We start from the raw sequence: 21,951 nt of genomic DNA on the forward strand, positions 1-21,951 counted from the left end.
CTCTCCATCTAAAAAAGCAGAAAGTTTTTCATCGGTTAAGATCACGATAGCACCTCACTGTGTCCGTTTAGTAGGTTTGATATCTTCGCTCTCGCCCTCGCTAGACGGCTCATAATCGTGCCCGTCGGCACCTGTAATACCTCAGAGGCGTCAGCGTAACTCATACCTTGTACCGCAACTAAAGAAAGTGTTTCTCTTTGTTCGCATGGTAGTTCATCCATCGCGCTTGACACTTGCTTTAGCGTAATGGTCTGTGTCACAGATTCATCCAACTCTACGTGAGTATTGGCTGATTGCGCTTCATAAGAGAGTGCATCGCTTGCGTGAGTTCTTACTTTTTTCGCTCTGTACTCATCTATCCAGCAATTACGACACACTCTGAATGCCCACGCCATTAATGTCACTTGCTCTGGCATTGGTTTACTTAGCAAACGTTCAAGGGTGTTCTGAAGTAAATCATCAGCATCATGTATGTTACCCGTCAATGAATAGGCAAATTTTCGCAATGACGGGACGAGTTCGGTCAACTCATTTTTCATTTTCATGTACCTTCGTGAGGATTTCCGTTATCAATACTCTGTTAACGAGCCACTCGTATATTTATTCCACGCATTCAGCGTTTTTTTTTAAACGATTAAAACGTGCGGATTTTTGGGCTCATCTTGGAATTTCTTTTCTACCTATTCGTCACTACTATACGAAGCAGTGGTAATAGTTAATTAGAACCGTGGCACAATTTATGCCATTCCTTCTATTGGTACCGAACTGCGTCAACGTAAATGTAAAGGTAGCAACATGAAATACACACTCATTGCGGGAATTCTGGGTTTGTTTGCGGCATCCATCTCGCAAGCGCAGCTCGCAGGAACATTAAATCAAGTGGTGTCGCCGGTTCGCCCTATCATTGATAGAACCCCTTCCGATTTGAAAGCCATTCGCGAGGAAGCAAAACGGAGTGTGCAATCAACTACAGAAGGCATAAACAGCCTATCTACGCTGGCCTCAGGCGTTATTGCAAACCTTCCTGCCCCCCAATTTAAGGCCCCTGCAGCAACCACAATTCTGTCTACCTCTGGCCAACCTGTCGTCAATGAAGTAACGGTTGAAGATGGCTTTCTTGCCGTTGAAAAAGAATGGCTTTTTTTAGGTGAAGAAGCCGATAAAGTGCATTTGCAAGGTACGAATATAGAAATACAAGAGGCCCAATTTCTACCCGCGCTCTCAAAATGGCTCTATAACGTTAAAGTCACGGGAAATGAAGATGAAGTGTCGCACATTCGAAACAGGTTACCCAAAAGTCTGCAGGATCAGATTGGCCGAAATCATATTTATTTATCACAAAGCGAAGTATCAACCAAAGGCAGCCTGCTGAGGCACGTAGACAAGATTAATGTATCAACACAACAATTTGAGTCTTGCCCAACACCGCTGCGTATTGGAATGGTTGATACCCATGTAACGACCACTCATCCATTGCTCTCGCACATTGTCTTCACGCAAGCATCCTTTATCGTTGAGCAGCGTGAGGGGCAAGACCCGAGGCCAAATCAGAATAACGGCTTGGACTCCTATGCTGCCGACAGCAAAAAGCAAACAAGTAAAGCAAGCGAACTAGCTGGGGGCGTGGCGTTTTCTTCTGATCACGGCACAGCCGTCGCTAGTTTATTGGCGGCATCCATGCCCGAGTCGAGTCAGGTATTTAATGCCAGTGTATTTTATTCGCGTAATAGTGTGAGCCAAGGCGCTACGCTGATGTCGTTAATTGAAGGCCTCAATTATCTGGCATCTCAGCAAGTAGATGCCATAAATATGAGCCTGGCAGGGCCAGACAACCCTGTCTTAGCCCGCGTTATAAAACAGTTAGATGAAAGCGGCATTCAAATAATTGCAGCCGTAGGCAATGAAGGCCCCGCCTCTTTACCCTTGTATCCCGCTGCCTATCCGGAAACGCTAGGCATTACGGCAGTCGATAAATCACATGCAATATACAGGTGGGCGAACCAAGGCAACTATGTGGATTTTGCTGCAGTTGGTGTGTCTGTAGAGGCCGCACACCCAGATGGAAAGGTTATTAGACAAACGGGCACCTCTATGGCTTCACCTCGGGCCACCGCCTTGTATGCATGCTTTTTACGAACTGAGCTAGAGAGGAACGCCGCTTTACTGAAGCTGCAGCAATTAGCGTTAGATACGGGTCCCCCTGGCCGCGACAGTGTCTTTGGTTTTGGCGTACTGCCTTAAGTTCAAATACATCGTTCATCTTAAGAGTTACATTAACATTTACTAGAAATGAACGTTTATACCTAACTCAGCGATGGTTTCATGGTAGTTTGCACCATCTACGCTGGAGGCATAGTCTCCGTATTGGGTAGACAGTTTGATATCAACATGGCTGTGCACAGCATAGTCTGCGCTCATTTCAACAACATGTCTGTCGTCCTCCCTGCCTATCCCTCCATCTTTCTCTGGGGCGTAGTCTCTTACATCTAGCTGATAGGCAACCGTAAGCTTCAAGGGCTTACTAAACACCGCTAGAGGATAGGTGTAGGCAAGATCTACCCCTTTGCCGGTATAATCGAAGACGTTGTTTTGGGCATCTTCATTTTGATATTTAAGTGCGATTTGAAAAAAGTCTTCCCCTTCGAAGAAATAAAACAAGTCGCTGCGCACAGCAACGGCGTCGCTATCTCTCGTTGGTGTCCCCTCAGGCGTGTTCTCAAACTGCTTTTCGATAAGATCGCTGCTCAAACGCAAATAAGTGCGCTGCCCCAGCAGTCTTCCTGCAGATACACCATATTGCTCATAAGTGAGAAAATCACGTCCATCAAGTTTGGCGCTTGCATGATAATAATGTGCACCTAACTTCGCGAAATCAAATGCATAAGTTGTATTCGCAGAGACAGTCGAAAGCTGAAGATCAAAGTCACTTTGCGTTTGATAATTGGTATTAGCCTGACTTACTGACAATACATTTTCCCACTTAGCCGTGGGCTTTACTGACACCTTTAATTGGCCTTCTGCTTGCAGTGCGTCGTCTGCCGCGTCTGTGTTTGTATCAAGCTCGCTCACGCTCACATTGCTATCAGAGCGGTACCCTATATAACCTGAACCTGAAAATGAAACCGCTTGATTTTTTGCGTGTGCATGATTTACACCTTCATCATCATGTGAACGACTGTCTGCACTCGCGTAGGTTACGCTGCAACCGAATAAAACAGCTGTCACGGCAAGCGATAGACACTTTAGGCTTCCAAGAGTAACGTTGATCTTTGTTGGTGAATGTTGAAATGTTTGCGTTTTCATTGTTGTTACCTACTACAGAGAAAGTGAAACTTAGGGCTTTCTGTTTTGCTGAGGTCAAGCCGGGGGAGGAGTGATATTTGACTTGAGACGTTCGCTTTAACTAGATATTGTGTTAGCGCCTGCAGCCTAGGCCTTAGATAGCGGCTTGGTGTAAGACAAGCCGCACTTAGAGTTAAATGGCGATTTACAGCGCTAGCTCAAGATTGCTCGACTCCCGTCTAATGGTTTAGACCGGAACATTAAAGGCCTAGCACACCCGAGATACTTGAAGCTACGTTGTCATTTACAGTGCTTGTTACGGCATTCTCGATCGAGCTTTCGATCGAGCTTTCGACGGTGCTTGCCACTGTATTATTTACCGTGTTTGCTACAGTACTCTCTACAGTATTTGCAACCGTCGCTGACACAGCTTGTTCAACAGTACTTGAAACTGCGCCCTCCACTGAACTCTCTACCGTATTTGCCACCGTGTTTCTTACCGTATTTCCTACCGTATCAGTAACTGTACCTTCGACAGCGGTGCCAACCGTGCCTGCTACTGAGCTTGCGACCGTGCTGGTTACGCCGCCGTCTAACGTGTTTGATATGGCTCTGCCAACGGCTGTTTCACCTTCTGCCCCACCGACTTGCTCTGCGTTTCCAGACGCTGATGTCAGGGCAGATAAAGAACCCGACGCACTGCCACTAAGTGTTCCGGCCACCGATGCAGTCATTGTATTCGCCGTTCCTGATACTGCAGACACCGCTCCATCAACGGAAGTTTGCGAGGTTGATAGCAACGAAGACCCTGCTGATGTTGTCAGCTGCTGAGTGCTATTGGTTAAGAGACTCGCACTTGACGTAGACGTTTGTGCCACTTCATTTGCCGTTGCTTGATCTGTATTGCCTTCGCTTTCTTCTTCAGGTGCTTGATTCAATATCAGATTAGTAGGTAGGTCATTGTCAGTTTGGCTTGCCGACAGTTGCCCGCCAGCACTACCTGAACTTTCGGTAGCCATTTGGCTTTGTGAAACTGCTTCGCCTTGCGCCGAAGTCTCTGTACTGACTTGAGTTGCTGATTGCGTGTTTGCACCGTTTGCGAGTGATAGCGATGCTGACGTCGATGTATTCGCTGAAGTATTCGCAGAAAACATAGCTTCTTGAGCCAACGCCGACGTTGACGCAATACCAAAAGCGAGAGCAATTGCAGTATTTAACTTTTTCATCCGATTATCTCCGTTTTTCATAAAGGACACTGAGATAACGATTGGAGAAAGCGTTTTATTCCGCGCAAGAGAGAGATTTTTTAAAACAATAAAAAAAGCCCTGTAAAAACAGGGCTTTCTATTATTTTTCTGAAGCAGTCATGCTTTTTTCCCACCAAGGAAGTGAGAAATCGATGTTTTCAGGATCGTAGGTTTTGGCGTACTTCATTTTAACTGAGCTCCAAAACGCCGCTTTGAACACAGGGTCGTAAATGACAAATTCGCCTTGCTCGCGATACTGTTCAAACAATTTTTGATACGCGCCCACTGGGGTGAGCGGATTGTCTTGCTGGAAAACCACATCACCACCGTAGGCTTCGTACAGCGCTTTAGACACTTTCCAACTTTTTGCCATACCTTCAGCCATGGCCAGACGGTAGCGGTCAAGCTCTTCATCTTGATACGCAACATCACCGTCTAAATCAACGGTCCACAATTTAATCACGGAGTAGGCAGACTGAATTTCGCTTTCATCGGGCTCAATTGCATTTTTATTAGCAAAGTCAGAAAGTACAGACTCAGTAATTTTATTGCCGAGCGCACGTTGCGCCAAAATATCTCGCACTTCTTTTTCTGATTTATCAGATAATATGGATTGGAATCGCGCAACATCAGCGTGAGAAGGCTGCAATTCAGTATTAGAAATAGATTTGTTGAACAAACGGGCAATAATCTCGTTTGCGGCTTGCGGTGTGTTAATCCCAAGCGACACCACTATGGCTGCAAATAGCACCATAGGAATTACGTTCGAACGCGTCACTTTGTATGCTTCCTTAAGTTCCAATAATTAGCATAAGCACAAGACACATTCATTTATTATTGTAAGAATTTTCCGTTGTCTTGCGAAATGACCTCTAACAAGCCTAATACTTTAGATTAGTTTTGATTAAAATTCCACTTTCTTACGCATAGATTTTTTAGCGCCTTGTTGTTTTTTTACATCAACACGACGTGCTTTTGCTGCGCGGCTCACTTTTGTTTTTATCCGCGGTTTTTGTTCAACTGTGGCGGCCTTTATCCAGGCAACAAGTCGCGCTAACGCATCTTCTCTATTTTGTTCCTGAGTGCGAAAGTTTTGCGCTTTTAGTACGAACACGCCTTCGTTGGTAACGCGGTTATCTTTTAAATTCAACAATTTCGCTTTTAATTTATCGGGTAACGACGACTGATTAATGTCAAAGCGCAGATGGATAGCGCTACTGACTTTATTGACGTTTTGACCACCGCTGCCTTGAGCCCGTATGGCCTGCAAATCAGCCTCAGACTCATCAATAGCGATAGAGGGTGTAATTGGTAGTTCCATTTCATTTCCTAATACTTCATGGCATGGCGTGGGATAGTCAAAGCGTCCACAACACCGTCTATTGGCGACTATTACTATTGCTTACTTGACCGTGTGAGGGTTAACCGATAGGTTAATTTTCACCCTTACTTTGGAAACACAACATGCTGATTGTTTTACTCGTCATTATTTGTATCTTTGTGGCTCTCATTTGGTTTACTACGAAAATGGACAGCAATATCGAATCAGCGTTTAAACCATCTGGAAAACTGACGCCTGTTGAGGGAGGAATAATCCACTGGCAAAAGCAAGGAAGTGGGCCATCGCTCGTGCTTATTCACGGTTTACTTGGTAATAGTAACAATTTTAATGAATTAGCCAAAACCCTCGCGTCGCGTTACACCGTTTATTCTATCGACCGCCCTGGTAGCGGTTTTTCTAGCCGTTACAAAAACACGTCCGCAAGCTTTGAACAGCAAAGTAAAATGTTATTAGAATGGATGAGTAAAGAGGAGATAAACAAAGCAGCGCTTGTTGGCCATTCCATGGGAGGCGGTATTGCATTAAGAATGGCGATAGACGCACCGGAAAAAATCAGATCAGTTTCATTACTATGCCCGCTGACGACACCGCTTAAAAGCGGTGCAGGCCCCCTTTCCATACTTTATATACCCAATGAATTTGTGCGCAGTAGTGTTACAAAGACCATCGCCAGCCCATTGAGGGCAAAGCTGGGCAGGAAACAAGCTGCGCAGATATTTCATCCAGAACCCGTGCCCGCCTCTTTTTCTGTTAAGGGTGGCGGATTGTTAGCCCTTCACTCGCGCAGTTTTTACGAAGGAAGCCGAGATACCGTTTCAGCACAAGGTAGCTTATTCCGACAAAAAGAGCGATACAGTGAAATACAATGCCCGGTTGGCGTGTTATACGGTGAAAAGGACACAATTCTCAATCCAAGCGAACATATAGAGGCTGTCGCCCAAGCCATCGATTCAGCGACACAAAAAGTCATCCCGAACACTGGACACATGATTCCTGTCACCCAGGTTCAAGCATGTGCGGACTTTATCATCGACATAGACTGCAAGGCTAACAGCACCGATTAGTGGAGCAGGGTTCTCAGCTTTGAGTGTTGATCACTTTGAGAAAACTCAATAACTGCAAGCGCACTTTGTCTACCTGACTCAGATTGTTTCAGTCTACGTAATTGGTCTGCGACCCGTTCAATGCCATCGTATTCTTTGCACATCTCATAAGGGCTCTTTTCAAGCGTGACATTGTAGCTACTGAACCACACTTTCATCTGCTCACTGTCCCCTTCTGACAATGAGATGAGTAAATGATACATACGGATAAACGCCAATTGCTTTCTATACTCTGCAGTACCGCTTTCGAAACCAAGTAGGGTGGTTTGCGCGAGAGATGAGGGAGAAATGCCCAATATTTCAGATGCTTGCTTAATATTCAACCCAAGCTCTTGGTAAGCCCAAGTGAATGCTTTCGTCACAACGCTAGTAGGAAATAGTGATCTTTTCATAATTTCGCCTCGTTTCATCGACAATATGAGTGATTGGTTGCCGTTCTGTATACGCTCTTTATAAGTTACTAAGCGAAATACATACCAAGTGCGAAATGCGCATCCAATTGACGTCCCTACTTCACTGCGACTTTCTCTAAATGCAATGAGATGCTTTCTGGATCGATACTAAATCCATGCGCTTCTAACCATTCAACCGCTTCATTAATAAGCTCAACAAATACGAACTCGATATTAAGCCCTTTGTATGTTCGCTTGAGTTGCGCTTTGGTCGTTGCTTTGGCGGTCGAATCTCCTAATACTACAGCAATGTGCGTTAAGCCCAGTGAATGCATTGCCGCTGTGCGTTCACGCAGCTGCGCTTCTGCATCGGGAATAAGTAACGACTCTCCTGACACGCAGACAATATTACACCATTCCTTCCCAAACAGTACTTCGGCGTTCGCCCGATACTCTACGGCAAAGCTTTCTACACATTCGTTATTCCAGGGACCGTAGGCTTGTGTGACCACTGCACTGCCACATCGCGTGACAATGAAATCGCCATGGACGTACTGCATAATTCCACCTAACTATTCTTATTAATTTTAGGGATAAGCAAATGCTCAAATATCATTTGAGCGCTATATACTTTGTACTACGCGGTGTTTACACATCGCGTAGTAAAAGTATGGCTCAAAATTGGCGAGATAGAAAATTACGCGGCAAGAATATTGATGAGTTCTGCAAACGTGGGACGACCTTGAACATCAAGGGGTAAACGCAGCTCTCTGGCAATATCACTTACGCTGATAACACCACGGACTTCATGACTGTCTCGGTCCATTACTAAGCAGTGATGCTGACCATAGTCTTTGAGCGTTTCTATAACGTCACCAACCGACGAATGTGTCAGTTCGGTGAAATCAAAAGACATAAGTGATGTTTTGGGCCGCATAAAGTCATGAACGGTCAACTCTTCGCGTTTTACTTTAAGCTCACTTAAACGCTGAATGATCTGCTGTTCACCCACATCGTGGCTGGTAACGATGCCGATAAAGCGGTTTTCGCTATTCACCACCAGCATCATGCGGACGTGTGACTGACGCATAATAGACTCCACTTTGGTAGCGGGGGTCCGCGCGTCGATAACATGTGGCAAGTGCTGCTTGAAGTCAGTAAATACTGCCATTGCAGATGAGTTTACAGTGATAGTGTTTTCAATAACCGGCCATGCCAGCGTATCGATAGCTTCGGTTTTATAAAGATTTAAGGCGTGCATACCCTTCTCCTAATCAAAAGTTAAAATTGGTTTTTTAATCGTGATTAAGTAAGGGAAGGTGGCCCTCTAATGATATTAGCGCGCTGTTTGGTGAAGAAGTTTACGACGGCAATTTTGCCTGGCGAAAACCGGTACTTTTCTACACCACTAAAAATACTAACGAGTGGAATGCCATCATCAATGTCGTCATCAAATGCTTCATAAGCAGTACTTTCCCACTCACTGATAAGGACTGAGTGCGCACTGGCAGTACTCATTTGTCCCGCCGCGTTTTGCACACTTCTACCCTCACCTGAAACAGAGACGGTAATCAGTGATGAACATAGCGCTGGCAATATCAAGGCCAGCAAAACATATGAAACGCGCAAAGCGAACATCCTCTAAGGAAAAACGACATTGAATTCAAGAAGCCAAACCTGCGACTCCTTCATTAAACTATAAGCCTAATTCGAACGTTTAATAGAGGGATTTAGCGCATTTTATCGACCATTAAACGATGCGAGCCAAGAAGTCTCTTATTCTCAATCTACTAAATCGGCGAAAATTCGCGGCCATTTCATTCTAAAAAGAAGAATGAATACACGCATTAAATGTGATGATAAGTCGATATGATTGGGAATACACTAATTTGGTGTGTTGATCTTTGCTGTGCACTTTTGCAGCAGTTTGACGTAGAACAACTATGCCTGCAGGGCAGTTTCGCAATTAAAATGCTTTCATATAGACCAAAATTCGTACAGCAAAGTTCAACAGGCCCTAGTATGCAAATCGAAACAAACTCGAAAACGGATGTAACATGAAACCTAGGTGGCCCAGACTCATTGTCATTTTGCATTGGTTATCTGCACTTACCATTGTTGGCATGTTTGCTTCGGGTTTATGGATGGTCGACCTTACGTATTACAGCGATTGGTATAAAACCGCCCCGCATTGGCATAAAAGTGCTGGCTTACTGTTGCTAGCCATTGTCATTTGTCGGTTGGTAGTTCGTACTTTTACATCGAGGCCGCCTTCGTATGGGACTCCCGTAGAGAAAAACCTAAGCCGGATAGGTCACGGACTTTTGTACGCTTTGATGATTGCGCTATTTACCAGTGGGTATCTGATTTCAACTGCCGATGGCAGAGCCATTGATGTATTTAACTGGTTTTCTGTTCCTGCAATGGGTGAACTATTTGAGAACCAAGAAGACATTGCAGGTGATGCTCACTTTTATATTGCTTGGTCAGTCATTGTTTTAGCCGTTATACATACACTGGCTGCATTGAAACACCACTTTTTAAGTAACGATGACACACTGAAGCAGATGTTACGGCTTCGATAATATTGAGGAACAGGAGTAATGATGAAGAAGTTAACACTTGCCTTGGCTGCAGCATTGTCTTTGAGCACTGCGAACGCCGCAGATTATGTGATTGATAGTAGAGGGGCACATGCGTCTATCAACTTTAAAATTCAGCACCTTGGCTACTCGTGGCTAACAGGTCGCTTTAACGACTTTAAAGGGTCATTTAGCTATGACGATGCTGCGCCAAGTGCAGCAAAAATTATGGTATCAATCGAGACAGACAGTATCGACTCAAATCATGCTGAGCGCGATAAACACCTTAAAAGCGACGACTTTTTGAATGTTGACGATTTTCCAGAGGCAAAATTTGTAAGCACCAAGATTGTCGATAAAGGCAACGGCATGATGGATGTAATGGGTGACTTCACGCTACATGGCGTGACCAAGCCTATTACTATCGAAGCCAAGAAAATCGGTGAAGGTCAAGATCCATGGGGCGGCTATCGTGCTGGCTTTATGGGCACCACAACTATCGCATTGAAAGACTATGGTATCGACTATGACTTAGGTCCAGCGTCGCAAACCGTGGAACTTGAACTTCATGTTGAAGGTGTAAAGCAATAACATCGCAGTAAGAAGCATTCAGCTTCAAAAATAAAATCGCCCCCAGAGTTTTGCTATTTACCCTCTGGGGGTCATCTCATGTTGCACCTTTCGTTGTTAAAACACGCTTAGTGCAGTTTCAGTTTCGGGCTTATCGCTTGGCTTAATTTCTTCACAATTAGCTTAAGTGCCCCTTTTATTTTTCCATGGACCGCAAACTGATGCATATTGTACAACGAAACATACACCAGCTTGGCTAAACGCCCTTCGATGAACATGCTGCTATTTGACAGCGACCCCATCAAGCTTCCTACCGTACTGTACTTACTTAAATGGACCAGGGAACCATAGTCTTGATACGTAAACTCTTTTGTGTTTTTGTGATTAAATAACGCAGTTATATTGTGAGCAACAATATCGGCCATTTGATGCGCTGACTGCGCGCGCGGCGGAACCCATTTTCCATTGTCTTGTTGAAAGCCGCAGCAATCACCTAACACCCATATATTTTTTTGCGTCGTGCTTCGCAACTGTTTATCGACCAGAATTTGATTGGCTCGATTAGTGTCAAACAAACCAAGTTTTGTAATAAAGTCGGGGGCTTTAACCCCAGCTGCCCACACCATGAGGTCAGCATCAATACGGCTTCCGTCTTTCGTGATCAATCCTTTTGCGTCTGCCTCAGCAACCATGGTTTGCTCTTTAATATCTACGCCCAACTTATGAAGCGCCTTTCTGGCTGAATTAGCTATACGCTCTGGCAGTGCAGGTAAAATACGCTCACCGGCTTCAACAATAGTAATTTTCAGGCGAGAGGCTGACATATCGGGCATACCGTAAGCCTTTGACAAATTAGCCACATGATGAAGCTGAGCAGCTAGCTCAGTACCTGTTGCTCCCGCACCCACAATAGCAACATCAATTCTGGCATCTTTGTCTTCTTGCTGATTTATGCGGATAAGCTGATTTAGAAGCGCTCGGTGGAACCGTTCAGCCTGCTTGAGCGAATCAAGGAAGTAGCAATGCTCTGCAACCCCTGGAGTATTGAAGTCGTTGCTGACACTGCCAATGGCCAAAACCAACTGATCATAGTGTATTTCACGTTCGGGCAAGACTTGTGTACCCTCTTCGTCAATCAATGGCGATAGGGTAATAGTTTGCTCATTTGTATTAAGCGAACACATTTCGCCGAGTTGAAAGCGATAGTGATGCGCTGCAGCGTGAATGGCGTAATCCACACCGTCTGAATGTTTATCGATTACTCCGGCGGCCACTTCGTGTAAGAGCGGCTTCCAAATGTGGGTTCGACTGCGGTCGACGAGGGTAATTTCGGCTAGTTTTTTTCTCCCGAGGGTGCGGCTCAAGCGACTGGCTAACTCAAGGCCTCCAGCACCACCACCAACAATTACTATTTTTTGCATGGGTTTACCTATTAACAATCATTCCACGTATATCGCCTGTTTTGTAAAAATAAAAAAGCGCTATACATGGCCTAACTGAGACCCATGCTTGTTTCTACAGACTACGCACGAAGCCTTTACGGCACAAGCTTATCGCGGCAATAGTCTGTATTTTCAGGATTAATAGTTATTTATTACACCTATTTATACATAAACGATGCTGAGAGCATAAAGTTTCGGGGCCTACCGGGGAAATAGCGAGGGCCTGAAAAACTCGTATAGTCAGCGCGCTCAGCATAATCAGTGTCAAACAGATTGTTGATACGCGCATAAAGCGTGATGCTTTGGGTTATTCCCCAACTTACTCGCGCATGCACTAAATCGTGACCATCATATTCGTTAAGGTTTTCAGCGTCAGTGTAGTAGCGAGCCACATGCTGCCATTCTAATTGAGCCTGTATTTCTTGCGAAATGTCGTAGCTTAAGCGGGTATTAAGCAGCAATTTAGGTGCTGTATCAATGTCGTTCCCCTTGATATCTTGGTCGCCCGAAAACTGGCTGTGCTCGTAAGTATGTCGAGCATACGTACCGGCAAAATCAACGCGTAACGTGTCGCTAAGCTTTTGGTCAAAACTCAGTTCAACACCTCGGTGCCACGTTTCTCCGTTGCTGACGTTAAAAAAATCGCTGTCTCGGTAGATAACATTGTCTTTTTTGAGACTGTAGAGAGACAGGGTATAGCTACCTGACAGCAGTGCACCGGTAATACCAAGCTCAATATTGTCTGCGATTACTGATTCAAGTTCAGTCACCGACTGAGCGCGCTGCAAACGATAAAGCTCGGTTGCCTGAGGCGCGCGATAACCTCTTGCCATGCCGCCAAATAGTTGAGTTTGTGGGCTAAGCTGATAACGCACCGACAACTTAGGGCTGAAATTATCATAATCATTTTCACTGTCAGCGGGTCGAGAGTAACGGCAGCCACCGAATCCACACTCGGTACCATCTTCTCTCACTCGGCCTACATTCATATTGTTAGTATAGTCGTATTGCATCGTTTCAAAGCGCCCACCTAACGTTACTGCCCACGCATCATCCTGCCAATTCAACGCAAAAAATGGCGCGAATAAGGTCGCATTTACGTCATAATCGTAGTGTTTACCTGCAGGAATAGTTTCGACTAGAAACGCTGAACCTTCGGTAGCACCTTGTTGAGATTGTATTAATTCACCCTCTGTATATTCCGCATCGACGCCGACGTCTAACGAAACGCTATCGTTCACGACATAATTAAACTGAGACAACACGCCCACGCCCTTTTGCGCATTCTCTTCTAAGGGCTTTCCCGGTAGAAAATGCATAAGAAAGCGCATATCCTGATTCCGCACATAAGGGGTAACGGATAGGGCGTGACCTCCTTCAAAAAACGAATCAAATTTGCTCCAAAGCCTTAAACTTCGCGCTTTTCGAAACGCTTCTGGATTGGGATTACTTCGCGCTATCTCTGTATCTTTATAACTCTCAAACCCCTCTATATATCCCGCGGTTTCTTGGTCTAAATGCGTATAGGTCATGCCACTTGTGATAACAGTGTTATCCCCTTCTATCCTATGGCGTAACGATACTTTTTCCTGATCCACGCCTTCATCGTCTCTGTAGCCAGTATCACGGGTTACGCTCGCTGCTATCCCTACTCCGGCGCTGCCAAAGTCACTTCCTTGTTGAAGCTTCATTCGATGAAAGCCATATGAACCGTAATCGACGCCCAAAACGCCTTTCTCTCGTGTTGTATCTGGGGTAATAACATTAATAACGCCGTGTATTGCGTTTGAGCCATATAATGCGGATGCAGGCCCTTTAATCACATCAATACGCTCTGCTACTTCACCATGTGCTTCAAATAGCTCATTAATATTGCAAAATCCTGCCGCACGTAAGGGTATGCCGTCTTCTGCTGCTAAGATCCCTCCGCAAGCACCGGCACCGGTCAATACAGGTGAGCGAAGTGCAGGTAAATACTCTTGTCCATTTCCCCGTTGAACACCAGCACCGGCTATATAGTTAAGCGACTCTTGAATATGCTGAAAGGAGAGCAGCGATAATGTTTCTTCTGAAATTGAGGTAACCGCGTAACCAGAGGCATTTATCTTGCCTTGGATACGAGAAGACGTGGTTTCTATTCTTTCTATTTCATAGGTTTCTTGAGCCAGAGTTGCTGACGATAGCAACGATAGGGTTATTAATGACAAAGGAAACCTTGGGGAAAAGCGCATTATCTATCCTTTTGATGACAAAATGGTGTTAAACAACGGGTGCTAGTGTACCGTTAATATCGGCGTGAAGGCGTTAAAAAACGGCTAAACTGCTGCGAAGTTCAGATAATTACGCCATTTATCTGGGTAAAGCCTTGGCGTAGACTTTGCTTATGGCACTGTTACAACACAAATAGTTACTTTGCTAACGACACGGTTACAACACAAGTCGTTACTTCACTCATTGTCTTTACATCGTATTGTATGAAGTAGATTCATTGACAGTGTTTAAATGGTGCACAAACTGCTGCAAAAAATGCACAGCAAAGATCAACACGCCCTAACGTAAAATAAATCAAACTTTGTTCGCTGGAGGAACCATTGGACACACTTATTCCTAGTCTTTCACAGCTTATCGAATTCGCTGTTGCCCCCGTATTTTTGCTTACCGGTATTGCGGGCTTCCTCAACGTTATGTCATCTCGATTGGGCCGAATATCAGACAGGGTCAGGGTGGCTGAACGACAAATTCATACCCTTTCAGACCCACATATCGTCGATCGTTCGAAGAAAGAAATCAAAGTGCTCTGGCGTAGGGTTAAAGTTATTAACTGGGCGATTGGCCTATGTGTAGCCTCTGGACTCATGGTGTGTACCGTCATCATGGCGCTCTTTTCTGGGTCGCTTTGGGTTGTCGATTTAAAAACGCCGGTGATTATTTTATTCATACTGGCAATGATGTTTCTAATCAGTGCGCTTATCGTTTTCTTAGTTGAAGTCAAACTTGCAACCAGCACGATAAATATGGTCAGAACCATTCGGTAATTCTAATGTAAACACTGCGTAAAGAGCACCGCAAAAAGCGCTCATTAACCTTTAAATAAGATAGAATTCCCGTGCTAAGGTCGTTAATTTGCTACAAATATCCACTTATCATTCTACGGCCAACGGAAAGGATTAAACTGCGCCATGAACACTAAATTACTTCGCTCTCTTCAGGTTTTTGTTGCGGTTACAGACAGCGGTAGTATGAGTGTGGCAGCGCGAGAGCTACACATGACCGTTTCTGCAATTAGTCAACAATTGAGAAAGCTTGAACATGATATTGGGCTGAGCCTTTTTAACCGAAATACGCGAAGCTTAGGCCTTACAGAAGCAGGACGTATCTATTACGAAACCAGCAAGCAAATGCTGCAAACCGCAGAGCTTGCCCAACAAAAAATAGAAAGCCTTCAAGATAACCCTACCGGCAATATCAATATTATTGCGCCAGAAGGTTTTGGTGGCGGTTTACTTAGTGAGCCATTGAAAAAACTGTGTGAAGAATTCCCAAAAATCACGATATCTTTAACGGTTACCGATGAACCTAAAGACATTATTGCTTCAAGCGCTGATCTTGTACTTTGCTTTACCCCGGTTTCCGATACTAACTTTAGCAGTTTGAAACTGGCTACATGGGAGCGAATATTGTGTGTATCTGCAGATCACCCACTTGCAAGCACCCGCCTTTCAAACCCTGAGCAACTGGTTAGTCACGCTTATATTGCTCACCGGCATGTTGAAGATTACGTAATGACTCATAAGGATAGCGGAGACTTTGAACTTGATACTCAGCGTATTGATGTGAATTCAATGCAAACCCTCATTAAGCTCACCCAGGATGGCTTAGGGTATGCAGTATTACCAGAACCGGAGGTGAGGCACCTTTTAAAGTCTGGCGAAATGAAGCAACTCTTTGCTGACTGGACGCTTCCCGATTATACCGTTTTTGCCGTAACGCCAAAACGGGATTTAGTGCCCGCTAAAATCAGTGCTGCGATAGCGTGCTTACAAGACCTATTTGCTCAAATTTAAGTATCAGATTTGTTCAAGTAAAAGAACGACTTAGATGGTAATTACAGACTTTCAAACAAAAATGGCAGCGTAAAAGCTGCCATTTTTATCAATGAACGGCATTTATTATTAGAAGCGCGTATTAAACTGAACACTTAGAATGTGTGCAGTAGCAGACTGAGTGCCGGTAAAGTTAGTGGTAAAGTCAGTGCTTGGTAATACATTGCTTAAAATCGTTCTGTCTTTATTGATATCAGCTTCGCGGCCATCAATAAATACATAGGCTAAGTCAACAGAAGTATCTTCGTCCATGGCATAAGTCATACCGGCAGAAACCCAGTGGCGATCAGTATCAGGAATACTAAGCGAGCGATTTTCTACTGACACTACGCCATCGTCATAGGCATAACCGGCGCGGAGCGTAACTTCATTATTTAAGATATAAGTGACGCCGATAGAGGCGCGCCACGAGTCATCGAAATTCTCTTCCTTAATAAGAAAATCAACACCGTCTTCAAGGTTAGCTTCAAGCTTCTCAAACGTGCTCCAATCGGTGAACGTTAAGCTTGCTTGTACTGACCACTGATTATCAATTTTCTGATCAACCGCTAACTCAGTGATAGCAGCAAGATTCAAATCTAGGCTACCGGGTTGATTAAGGTTAATGGGAAATACAGGAGTTTGAGATGAAACAGCACCGTCTAATTCCAACTTAGTCTCTGCGCGGTATGAAAGTGCTATGTTAGTCATATCTGTTGGCTGCCAAAAGATACCAGCATTCCAACCGTAACCCCAGTCATCACCTTCCATGCTGAACAGTGAGTTGCCCGCACTAAGTGTCGGAAGCGTAATACCTAGCGCTTGAGCTGTTGGCGCTAATCCAGCAACCGTATCGGCAAGGGTGTTAGAAACGCCCGAGCCAATTTCGGCTTCAGCATAAGTAATGTTCAAACCAAAACCAACCATAAGCTGTTTGTTGACTTTGTAAGACACGGCTGGGTTTAACGTTACCGTTTTCACTTCAGCAGTATCTGCAAAGTGAAGCGCACCAAAGTCGTCTGAATAGTCTGAACGCAAACCGTAAGTGGTGAAAACACCCACACCTGCTGAGAATTTTTCATCGATTGGTGTGGTGTAGAAAAAGCCTGGTACGAAAGCAGTGTCTGCAATATCGTCTTCCTGCGCGTTACCGCCACCCACTAACGTGTCACCAAGGCTATAGGTCACTGCACCGTTAATATCTACATTGGGGTCAATAAAGCTCACTGACGCACTGAACTCAGCTTCTTTAAATACGCCAATTGCCGCAGGGTTAGTGGCTAATATAGAGGCATTTTCTGGCTTGGCGGCTTGACCAGCCATCGCGCGGCCAAGGCCATTTGCGCTGTGTTCGTTAACTTGGAAACCAGCTGCCAGCGCAGAAGAAGAGGCTAAAGTAGCAAGCGCTAAGCAAACTGAGGCACGTAGAGAAAACTGTTGCTTCATAAGATACTCATTGTAATAGGAAAAAATTGCAGCGGGCATTCTACGGTTCTGAGTAGTTTTGTTCAATGCAAGTTAACGCTATTTACGCTCTTTTATCGCATTTTTTACAATTTTAGCTACCATTTCGACGCATTTGCAAGCACTTTTGATAATGCGCAGTTAATAGAAGATCTCAATCTTGTTAATAAATGTTTATCTACTATCACTAACAACTACTGGCGCTTATGAAGAAGTGGCTTGAACGGTTGAGTTTATGCCAACAACCCCCATCCCTTATGAAGTAAGTGTCAGCGCCCTTATGCCGTGGCGATGTGACTTACTATGCGCCAAGAAGGCAAACATCTTTTATTGTTACAGGAGGATACAATGTCAACTTACAAAGCAATAACGCTGGTTCAACGTCCCCATGACCGAAAAATTGGCCCTCACCTCTTTGAAACCAAAGAACTCAATATTCCAACTCCTAAAGACGGCCAAATTTTAATAAAGCAAACGCACATGTCGTTAGACCCAGCGATGCTAGGTTGGATGAGTGAAGATAGAGAAAGTTATATTCCTCCTGTAGAGCTTGGCGATGTAATGCGTTCAAGCGGCGTGGGTGAAGTCGTAGAATCTAATAACCCTGACTTCAGCGTTGGCGATAAAGTCATGGGCATGACAGGCTGGAGCGAGTATGTCCTCAGTGACGGTTCAGGATTTAATAAGCTTCAAAAGGGCGTGACAGAAGAAATGGCATTATGCGTGTTTGCATTGCCAGGACTGACTGCTACGACAGGACTTTACAATTTTGGTGAACCCAAAGAAGGTGAAACGTTAATTGTCACCGGCGCCGCAGGCTCAGTAGGCTCAATTGTCGGACAACTAGCAAAAGCCGACGGCTTGCGCGTGATTGGTGTAGTTGGTAGTGATGAAAAGGCCGATTGGATAGTAGACGAGCTTGGCTTTGATGGCGCAATTAACTACAAAAAAGATGATCTAGAGAAAAAGCTAGCGGAACTAACGCCGGATAAAATTGATGTTTTCTTCGAAAACACAGGCGGTCCTATCCAACATCATATTTTTAATAGAATGAATACCCATGGCCGCATTGTTGTATGTGGGATGATTGCCGATTACCAGGCAGAAGAGCCTTCGCCAGGTCCTAACTGGATCCCGCTTATCAAAAAGCGCATCAATATTCGTGGTTTTGCTATGCCAGATCACTGGGGTGAAATTCCACAGCTTCTACAGAAGCTTACACCCTATGTACAGCAAGGTAAGATAAAGTATCGCGCTCATACCATTGAAGGTTTAGATAACGCCGAGAAAGGCTTAAACATGTTGTTTGAGGGTAAAAATACCGGAAAAATGATAGTCAAACTTTAAAAAGGTTGATGTCAGGGCACAGTGTGCATCTTAGCACTGTGCTTCTGCCATCACGTATTGCGCTTTACCGTTCTTTTTAGCTTCATAGAGTGCTTTGTCGGCTTCATCGATGAGATAATCAATAGTCATGTTGCCTACAGACTGCGCGAACGCCACACCGATTGAACAACTCACTAAAGGATGCTTTGCGTCTTTCGCGTGCTCTAACGCCGCGTCTTTCCACTTGCCTAAAAGTGCATCGCAGTGCGTTTCAACTTGGGCTTTTTCAATATCGCTCAACACAACGATAAACTCTTCACCGCCATATCGGCCCAAGATATCTGTTTCGCGCTTAAACACCTCTTTCATAATGCGCGCTTGTACCTTAATTGCTTCATCACCCTGCTGATGACCAAAACAATCGTTATATTTTTTAAAGTCATCTAAATCGAGCATCAACACGGCCATCGACACTTTATGACGCTTACTTACCGCTATCAGCTTTTCACTTTGCTCTCGCAGCGCACGACGATTGAGTAAATCAGATAAGGGGTCGAATTTGCTAAGCTTTAGCAGTCTGTCGTTTGTTTCTTTGAGCTTACGCACGCTACGGTCTAGTCGGTAACGGGCATAGACACAAATAAATAAGGAGCCTGATACAAATGCGGCTGAAATTGGCACCCTGTCACCATAAACTGGGGCGACCCACATCAGTCCTAAAAAACCCAATATATTCATGAAGTTTGCGGTTATCGCTAATTTAAAGGGGATACCCAATGCAAAAACACAAAAAAAGGCATATAGGATGGTGCCCTCATAGGGGAAAATGAAATTATGCTCGTCCCAGCATACCCATATGAGCCAATAATTACTGTATGTCAGCGCGACAAGCAATGTTGCAAATACAAACGATCTATACTGAATAAATTTCCGCCAATACGAAACCGCTATGACCAAAAGTATGATCGAACATTGAATAATTAGACGGTCGAATATGTACAGCTGATACATACTGCTAGGCAGCAACATCAAGTCAGCAGCCATAAACGCAAGTACAAGCACAGCGCCAATTATTAGCGCTATCCGCATACGCCTCAATTCACTTGGTGTATTAATCCGCACATGCCACCCTATGCAACGATATTGAATTTAACGCTGAGCGTGCCGCTTGTTTAGCGTTCATTTATTACTTTCACTTACTCGCGCTCGGCAATTTTACTTATTATCAGTGACTTCTTGTCCAATCGCCAGTTTAAGTAAGCTTTCTTGTAACGCATCAACGGTCACAGGTTTGGTGACAATATCGTTCATTCCCGCGGCTTTGAATACTGTGTGACGCTCTTTAAAGGCTTCTGCAGTCAGGCCTATGACGGGGGTGTGACCCAAAGTACCGCTCAATTTTCGAATGCGCTTTGTCGCTTCTATACCGTCCATAACCGGCATGTGCACATCCATGAAAACCACGTCAATGCCGCCTTCCTCTACGCGTGCTGCCGCTTTCAATCCATTATCAACGTGTTCAACAACGCAATCTAGCTGCTCTAGAAGCGCCTGGGCTACGACAGCATTAATCGCGTTATCTTCGGCAAGAAGTACTTTCAACCCTGCTGGCAATTTTGCACTATTGGCGTCTCTTACCGAGGCTAAATCATTTGAAGTCTCGACCTTCAAGCGAGACTGTACATTGGCCGTCACCGTGAAACACGAGCCCTCGCCTACCTTGCTGACAACGTTGATGTCTCCCCCTAAAAGCTGGGCAAGTTGTTTCGCAATTGCAAGCCCAAGACCCGTACCGCCGTATTCACGGGTAATTGACGAGTCAGATTGTGTGAACTTGTCAAAAATATGCACCAACCTGTCTGGCTCAATGCCGATACCGCTGTCTTTCACCGCGATGACTAAACGGTTCTCACAGACATTTTCCGTTGACGACTCTTTGAGTTTTGCGGAAATACTTACCGTCCCTTTGTGCGTAAATTTGATGGCATTGCTGACAAGGTTGATAATGATTTGACGAAGCTTGGTGATATCACTGATGACCACCACAGATTCAAGATTCTTGCTTTTATATACTAAGCGCGTGTTGTTACTGCTGGCATTGGTACCCAGTAAAGTAACCAATTCGTTCAGCATAACGTCGAGATCAAACTCAGTAACGTCTACTTCAGACATGCCAGACTCGATTTTAGATAAGTCCAAGACATCGTTAATCACAGTTGCCAGAATTGATGCCGATGATTTCAAATCACTTGCGTACTGTTTTTGTTTATCTGAAAGCGGAGTATTGAGCAGCAGTGCGGCTAATCCTTGAATACCGTTTAGCGGTGTACGAATTTCGTGACTCATAACCGCGAGAAAATCGGTTTTGGCTCGATTGGCTTGCTGAGCCTCGTCTACATACTGCTCGATTTCACCAGACATCGCCTCGACATCTCGCGCAAGAGCCCCCAATTCATCATTTTGCTGTAAGTCGATAGTGACCTTTTTATGGTCAAGTGCAATGCGGCTTGCCGCTGACTTAATTTTTTCAATAGGTGAAACCACCAATATCTGGGTTACGCGCCCCATCAGAAGGCTCACAATCACAACCGCAAGCAGCGTCACTAAAAAGGTGAGCCACGCAATAGTAAACAAAGAGGACTGTAACGGCTCAGCTGGCTGTAACACCGTGACTTTCCAGTTCCACGGATTGAATTCAGCGCACGCAAAAAGTACATCTTGATCATTGACGTTAGACTCACCAAACGCCACGGTACGGCTAGCTATCATGGCCGAACTGGCGTCTTGTGTATTTAGCACCACAGGAACCTTCATTGTGCTGAAAACAATAGATTCGGTACTTTTGTCAACTATCGCGAAATGTCTATTGGTAGCCTGCTGCAGAGATTTAAGCTCTTCGAATACCTCTTTTTGATAGGCATCTCTAAATACAGGAACGTTTTCAAGGCCTGATTCAATGAGGAGTTCACGTCGTTCATTTATAATTTCTAGAACGTTTAACGTCAGTGTTTGAGTAAGGAGCTGATATTCTCTTTCTCGCACTGAATCATAGGCTGTTAAATACGCCCAGTAGCCTGTTACTGTCATTCCAATGAGCAAAATTGGAATATATATCATCA

At 44.7% G+C, this 21,951-nt stretch carries 21 protein-coding genes; 7 read left to right on the top strand and 14 right to left on the bottom strand.

The features are described from left to right. Window positions 1-41 precede the first annotated feature (41 nt). The gene (locus GVO63_RS13015) at window positions 42-539 is read right to left on the bottom strand and encodes an RNA polymerase sigma factor (RefSeq protein ID WP_159580426.1); all 498 of its coding nucleotides are present in this window, start codon (window positions 537-539) and stop codon (window positions 42-44) included. 256 nt (window positions 540-795) lie between these two features. Here GVO63_RS13015 and GVO63_RS13020 point away from each other — a divergent pair, with 256 nt between their 5' ends. Beyond that, window positions 796-2,241: a S8 family serine peptidase gene (locus tag GVO63_RS13020; protein WP_159580428.1), complete on the top strand. Its 1,446-nt coding sequence runs from the start codon at window positions 796-798 to the stop codon at window positions 2,239-2,241. A 42-nt stretch (window positions 2,242-2,283) separates the two neighbouring features. Here GVO63_RS13020 and GVO63_RS13025 read toward each other — a convergent pair whose 3' ends face one another. The 4 genes from GVO63_RS13025 to arfB all read right to left on the bottom strand — a co-directional run bounded on the left by GVO63_RS13025 (window position 2,284) and on the right by arfB (window position 5,850). Further along, entirely contained in the window at window positions 2,284-3,303 is a 1,020-nt protein-coding gene (locus GVO63_RS13025; protein WP_159580430.1) for an outer membrane beta-barrel protein, read from the bottom strand. 239 nt (window positions 3,304-3,542) lie between these two features. Beyond that, window positions 3,543-4,508, bottom strand: coding sequence for a hypothetical protein (locus tag GVO63_RS13030; RefSeq protein ID WP_159580432.1), 966 nt, complete (start codon window positions 4,506-4,508; stop codon window positions 3,543-3,545). A 121-nt stretch (window positions 4,509-4,629) separates the two neighbouring features. Continuing rightward, window positions 4,630-5,307, bottom strand: a complete 678-nt coding sequence (locus GVO63_RS13035; RefSeq protein ID WP_159493930.1) for a hypothetical protein — start codon at window positions 5,305-5,307, stop codon at window positions 4,630-4,632. A gap of 126 nt (window positions 5,308-5,433) precedes the next feature. After that, entirely contained in the window at window positions 5,434-5,850 is a 417-nt protein-coding gene (arfB, locus tag GVO63_RS13040; RefSeq protein WP_159493929.1) for an alternative ribosome rescue aminoacyl-tRNA hydrolase ArfB, read from the bottom strand. 143 nt (window positions 5,851-5,993) lie between these two features. Between arfB and GVO63_RS13045 the strand changes: the two genes are divergently transcribed. Beyond that, window positions 5,994-6,935, top strand: coding sequence for an alpha/beta fold hydrolase (locus GVO63_RS13045; RefSeq protein WP_159580434.1), 942 nt, complete (start codon window positions 5,994-5,996; stop codon window positions 6,933-6,935). On the opposite strand, the gene GVO63_RS13050 is transcribed toward GVO63_RS13045, so the two are convergent. The 4 genes from GVO63_RS13050 to GVO63_RS13065 form a co-directional block, all read right to left on the bottom strand. Beyond that, a complete protein-coding gene (locus tag GVO63_RS13050) occupies window positions 6,932-7,366 on the bottom strand; it encodes a hypothetical protein (protein ID WP_159493927.1) in 435 nt (144 codons plus the stop codon). The genes GVO63_RS13045 and GVO63_RS13050 overlap by 4 nt on opposite strands. Window positions 7,367-7,482: 116 nt before the next feature. After that, a complete protein-coding gene (locus GVO63_RS13055) occupies window positions 7,483-7,926 on the bottom strand; it encodes a hypothetical protein (RefSeq protein ID WP_159493926.1) in 444 nt (147 codons plus the stop codon). Between the two features lie 137 nt (window positions 7,927-8,063). Further along, window positions 8,064-8,627, bottom strand: a complete 564-nt coding sequence (locus GVO63_RS13060) for a CBS domain-containing protein (protein WP_159580436.1) — start codon at window positions 8,625-8,627, stop codon at window positions 8,064-8,066. Window positions 8,628-8,671: 44 nt separating this feature from the next. Further along, window positions 8,672-8,995, bottom strand: coding sequence for a hypothetical protein (locus tag GVO63_RS13065; RefSeq protein ID WP_201285133.1), 324 nt, complete (start codon window positions 8,993-8,995; stop codon window positions 8,672-8,674). Window positions 8,996-9,423: 428 nt separating this feature from the next. Between GVO63_RS13065 and GVO63_RS13070 the strand changes: the two genes are divergently transcribed. Further along, the gene (locus GVO63_RS13070) at window positions 9,424-9,951 is read left to right on the top strand and encodes a cytochrome b (RefSeq protein WP_159493924.1); all 528 of its coding nucleotides are present in this window, start codon (window positions 9,424-9,426) and stop codon (window positions 9,949-9,951) included. A 21-nt stretch (window positions 9,952-9,972) separates the two neighbouring features. Beyond that, complete coding sequence (locus GVO63_RS13075; protein WP_159580456.1) at window positions 9,973-10,539, top strand: YceI family protein; 567 nt, start codon at window positions 9,973-9,975, stop codon at window positions 10,537-10,539. A 107-nt stretch (window positions 10,540-10,646) separates the two neighbouring features. Here the strand turns inward: GVO63_RS13075 and GVO63_RS13080 are convergent, their stop codons facing one another. Together GVO63_RS13080 and GVO63_RS13085 are read right to left on the bottom strand one after the other, a co-directional pair. After that, window positions 10,647-11,939, bottom strand: coding sequence for an NAD(P)/FAD-dependent oxidoreductase (locus tag GVO63_RS13080; protein WP_159493923.1), 1,293 nt, complete (start codon window positions 11,937-11,939; stop codon window positions 10,647-10,649). A 179-nt stretch (window positions 11,940-12,118) separates the two neighbouring features. Beyond that, the gene (locus GVO63_RS13085) at window positions 12,119-14,191 is read right to left on the bottom strand and encodes a TonB-dependent receptor (RefSeq protein WP_159580438.1); all 2,073 of its coding nucleotides are present in this window, start codon (window positions 14,189-14,191) and stop codon (window positions 12,119-12,121) included. A 360-nt stretch (window positions 14,192-14,551) separates the two neighbouring features. Between GVO63_RS13085 and GVO63_RS13090 the strand changes: the two genes are divergently transcribed. Together GVO63_RS13090 and GVO63_RS13095 are read left to right on the top strand one after the other, a co-directional pair. Continuing rightward, a complete protein-coding gene (locus GVO63_RS13090) occupies window positions 14,552-14,995 on the top strand; it encodes a DUF2721 domain-containing protein (RefSeq protein WP_159493921.1) in 444 nt (147 codons plus the stop codon). Between the two features lie 144 nt (window positions 14,996-15,139). After that, complete coding sequence (locus tag GVO63_RS13095; protein ID WP_159580440.1) at window positions 15,140-16,024, top strand: LysR family transcriptional regulator; 885 nt, start codon at window positions 15,140-15,142, stop codon at window positions 16,022-16,024. Window positions 16,025-16,132: 108 nt separating this feature from the next. On the opposite strand, the gene GVO63_RS13100 is transcribed toward GVO63_RS13095, so the two are convergent. Continuing rightward, window positions 16,133-17,488 carry an OmpP1/FadL family transporter gene (locus GVO63_RS13100; RefSeq protein WP_159580442.1) on the bottom strand — a complete coding sequence of 452 codons (1,356 nt, stop codon included), beginning with the start codon at window positions 17,486-17,488 and terminating at the stop codon, window positions 16,133-16,135. 366 nt (window positions 17,489-17,854) lie between these two features. Here GVO63_RS13100 and GVO63_RS13105 point away from each other — a divergent pair, with 366 nt between their 5' ends. Further along, window positions 17,855-18,853 carry an NADP-dependent oxidoreductase gene (locus GVO63_RS13105; RefSeq protein ID WP_159580444.1) on the top strand — a complete coding sequence of 333 codons (999 nt, stop codon included), beginning with the start codon at window positions 17,855-17,857 and terminating at the stop codon, window positions 18,851-18,853. Between the two features lie 30 nt (window positions 18,854-18,883). On the opposite strand, the gene GVO63_RS19625 is transcribed toward GVO63_RS13105, so the two are convergent. Beyond that, window positions 18,884-19,570 (bottom strand): GGDEF domain-containing protein, encoded by a 687-nt coding sequence (locus tag GVO63_RS19625; RefSeq protein WP_236552143.1) that lies wholly within the window; start codon window positions 19,568-19,570, stop codon window positions 18,884-18,886. A gap of 477 nt (window positions 19,571-20,047) precedes the next feature. Beyond that, window positions 20,048-21,949 (bottom strand): ATP-binding protein, encoded by a 1,902-nt coding sequence (locus tag GVO63_RS13115; protein WP_236552144.1) that lies wholly within the window; start codon window positions 21,947-21,949, stop codon window positions 20,048-20,050. Between the last annotated feature and the right edge of the window lie 2 nt (window positions 21,950-21,951).

The organism is Alteromonas sp. KUL106 (assembly GCF_009811415.1).
Classification (GTDB): domain Bacteria; phylum Pseudomonadota; class Gammaproteobacteria; order Enterobacterales; family Alteromonadaceae; genus Alteromonas.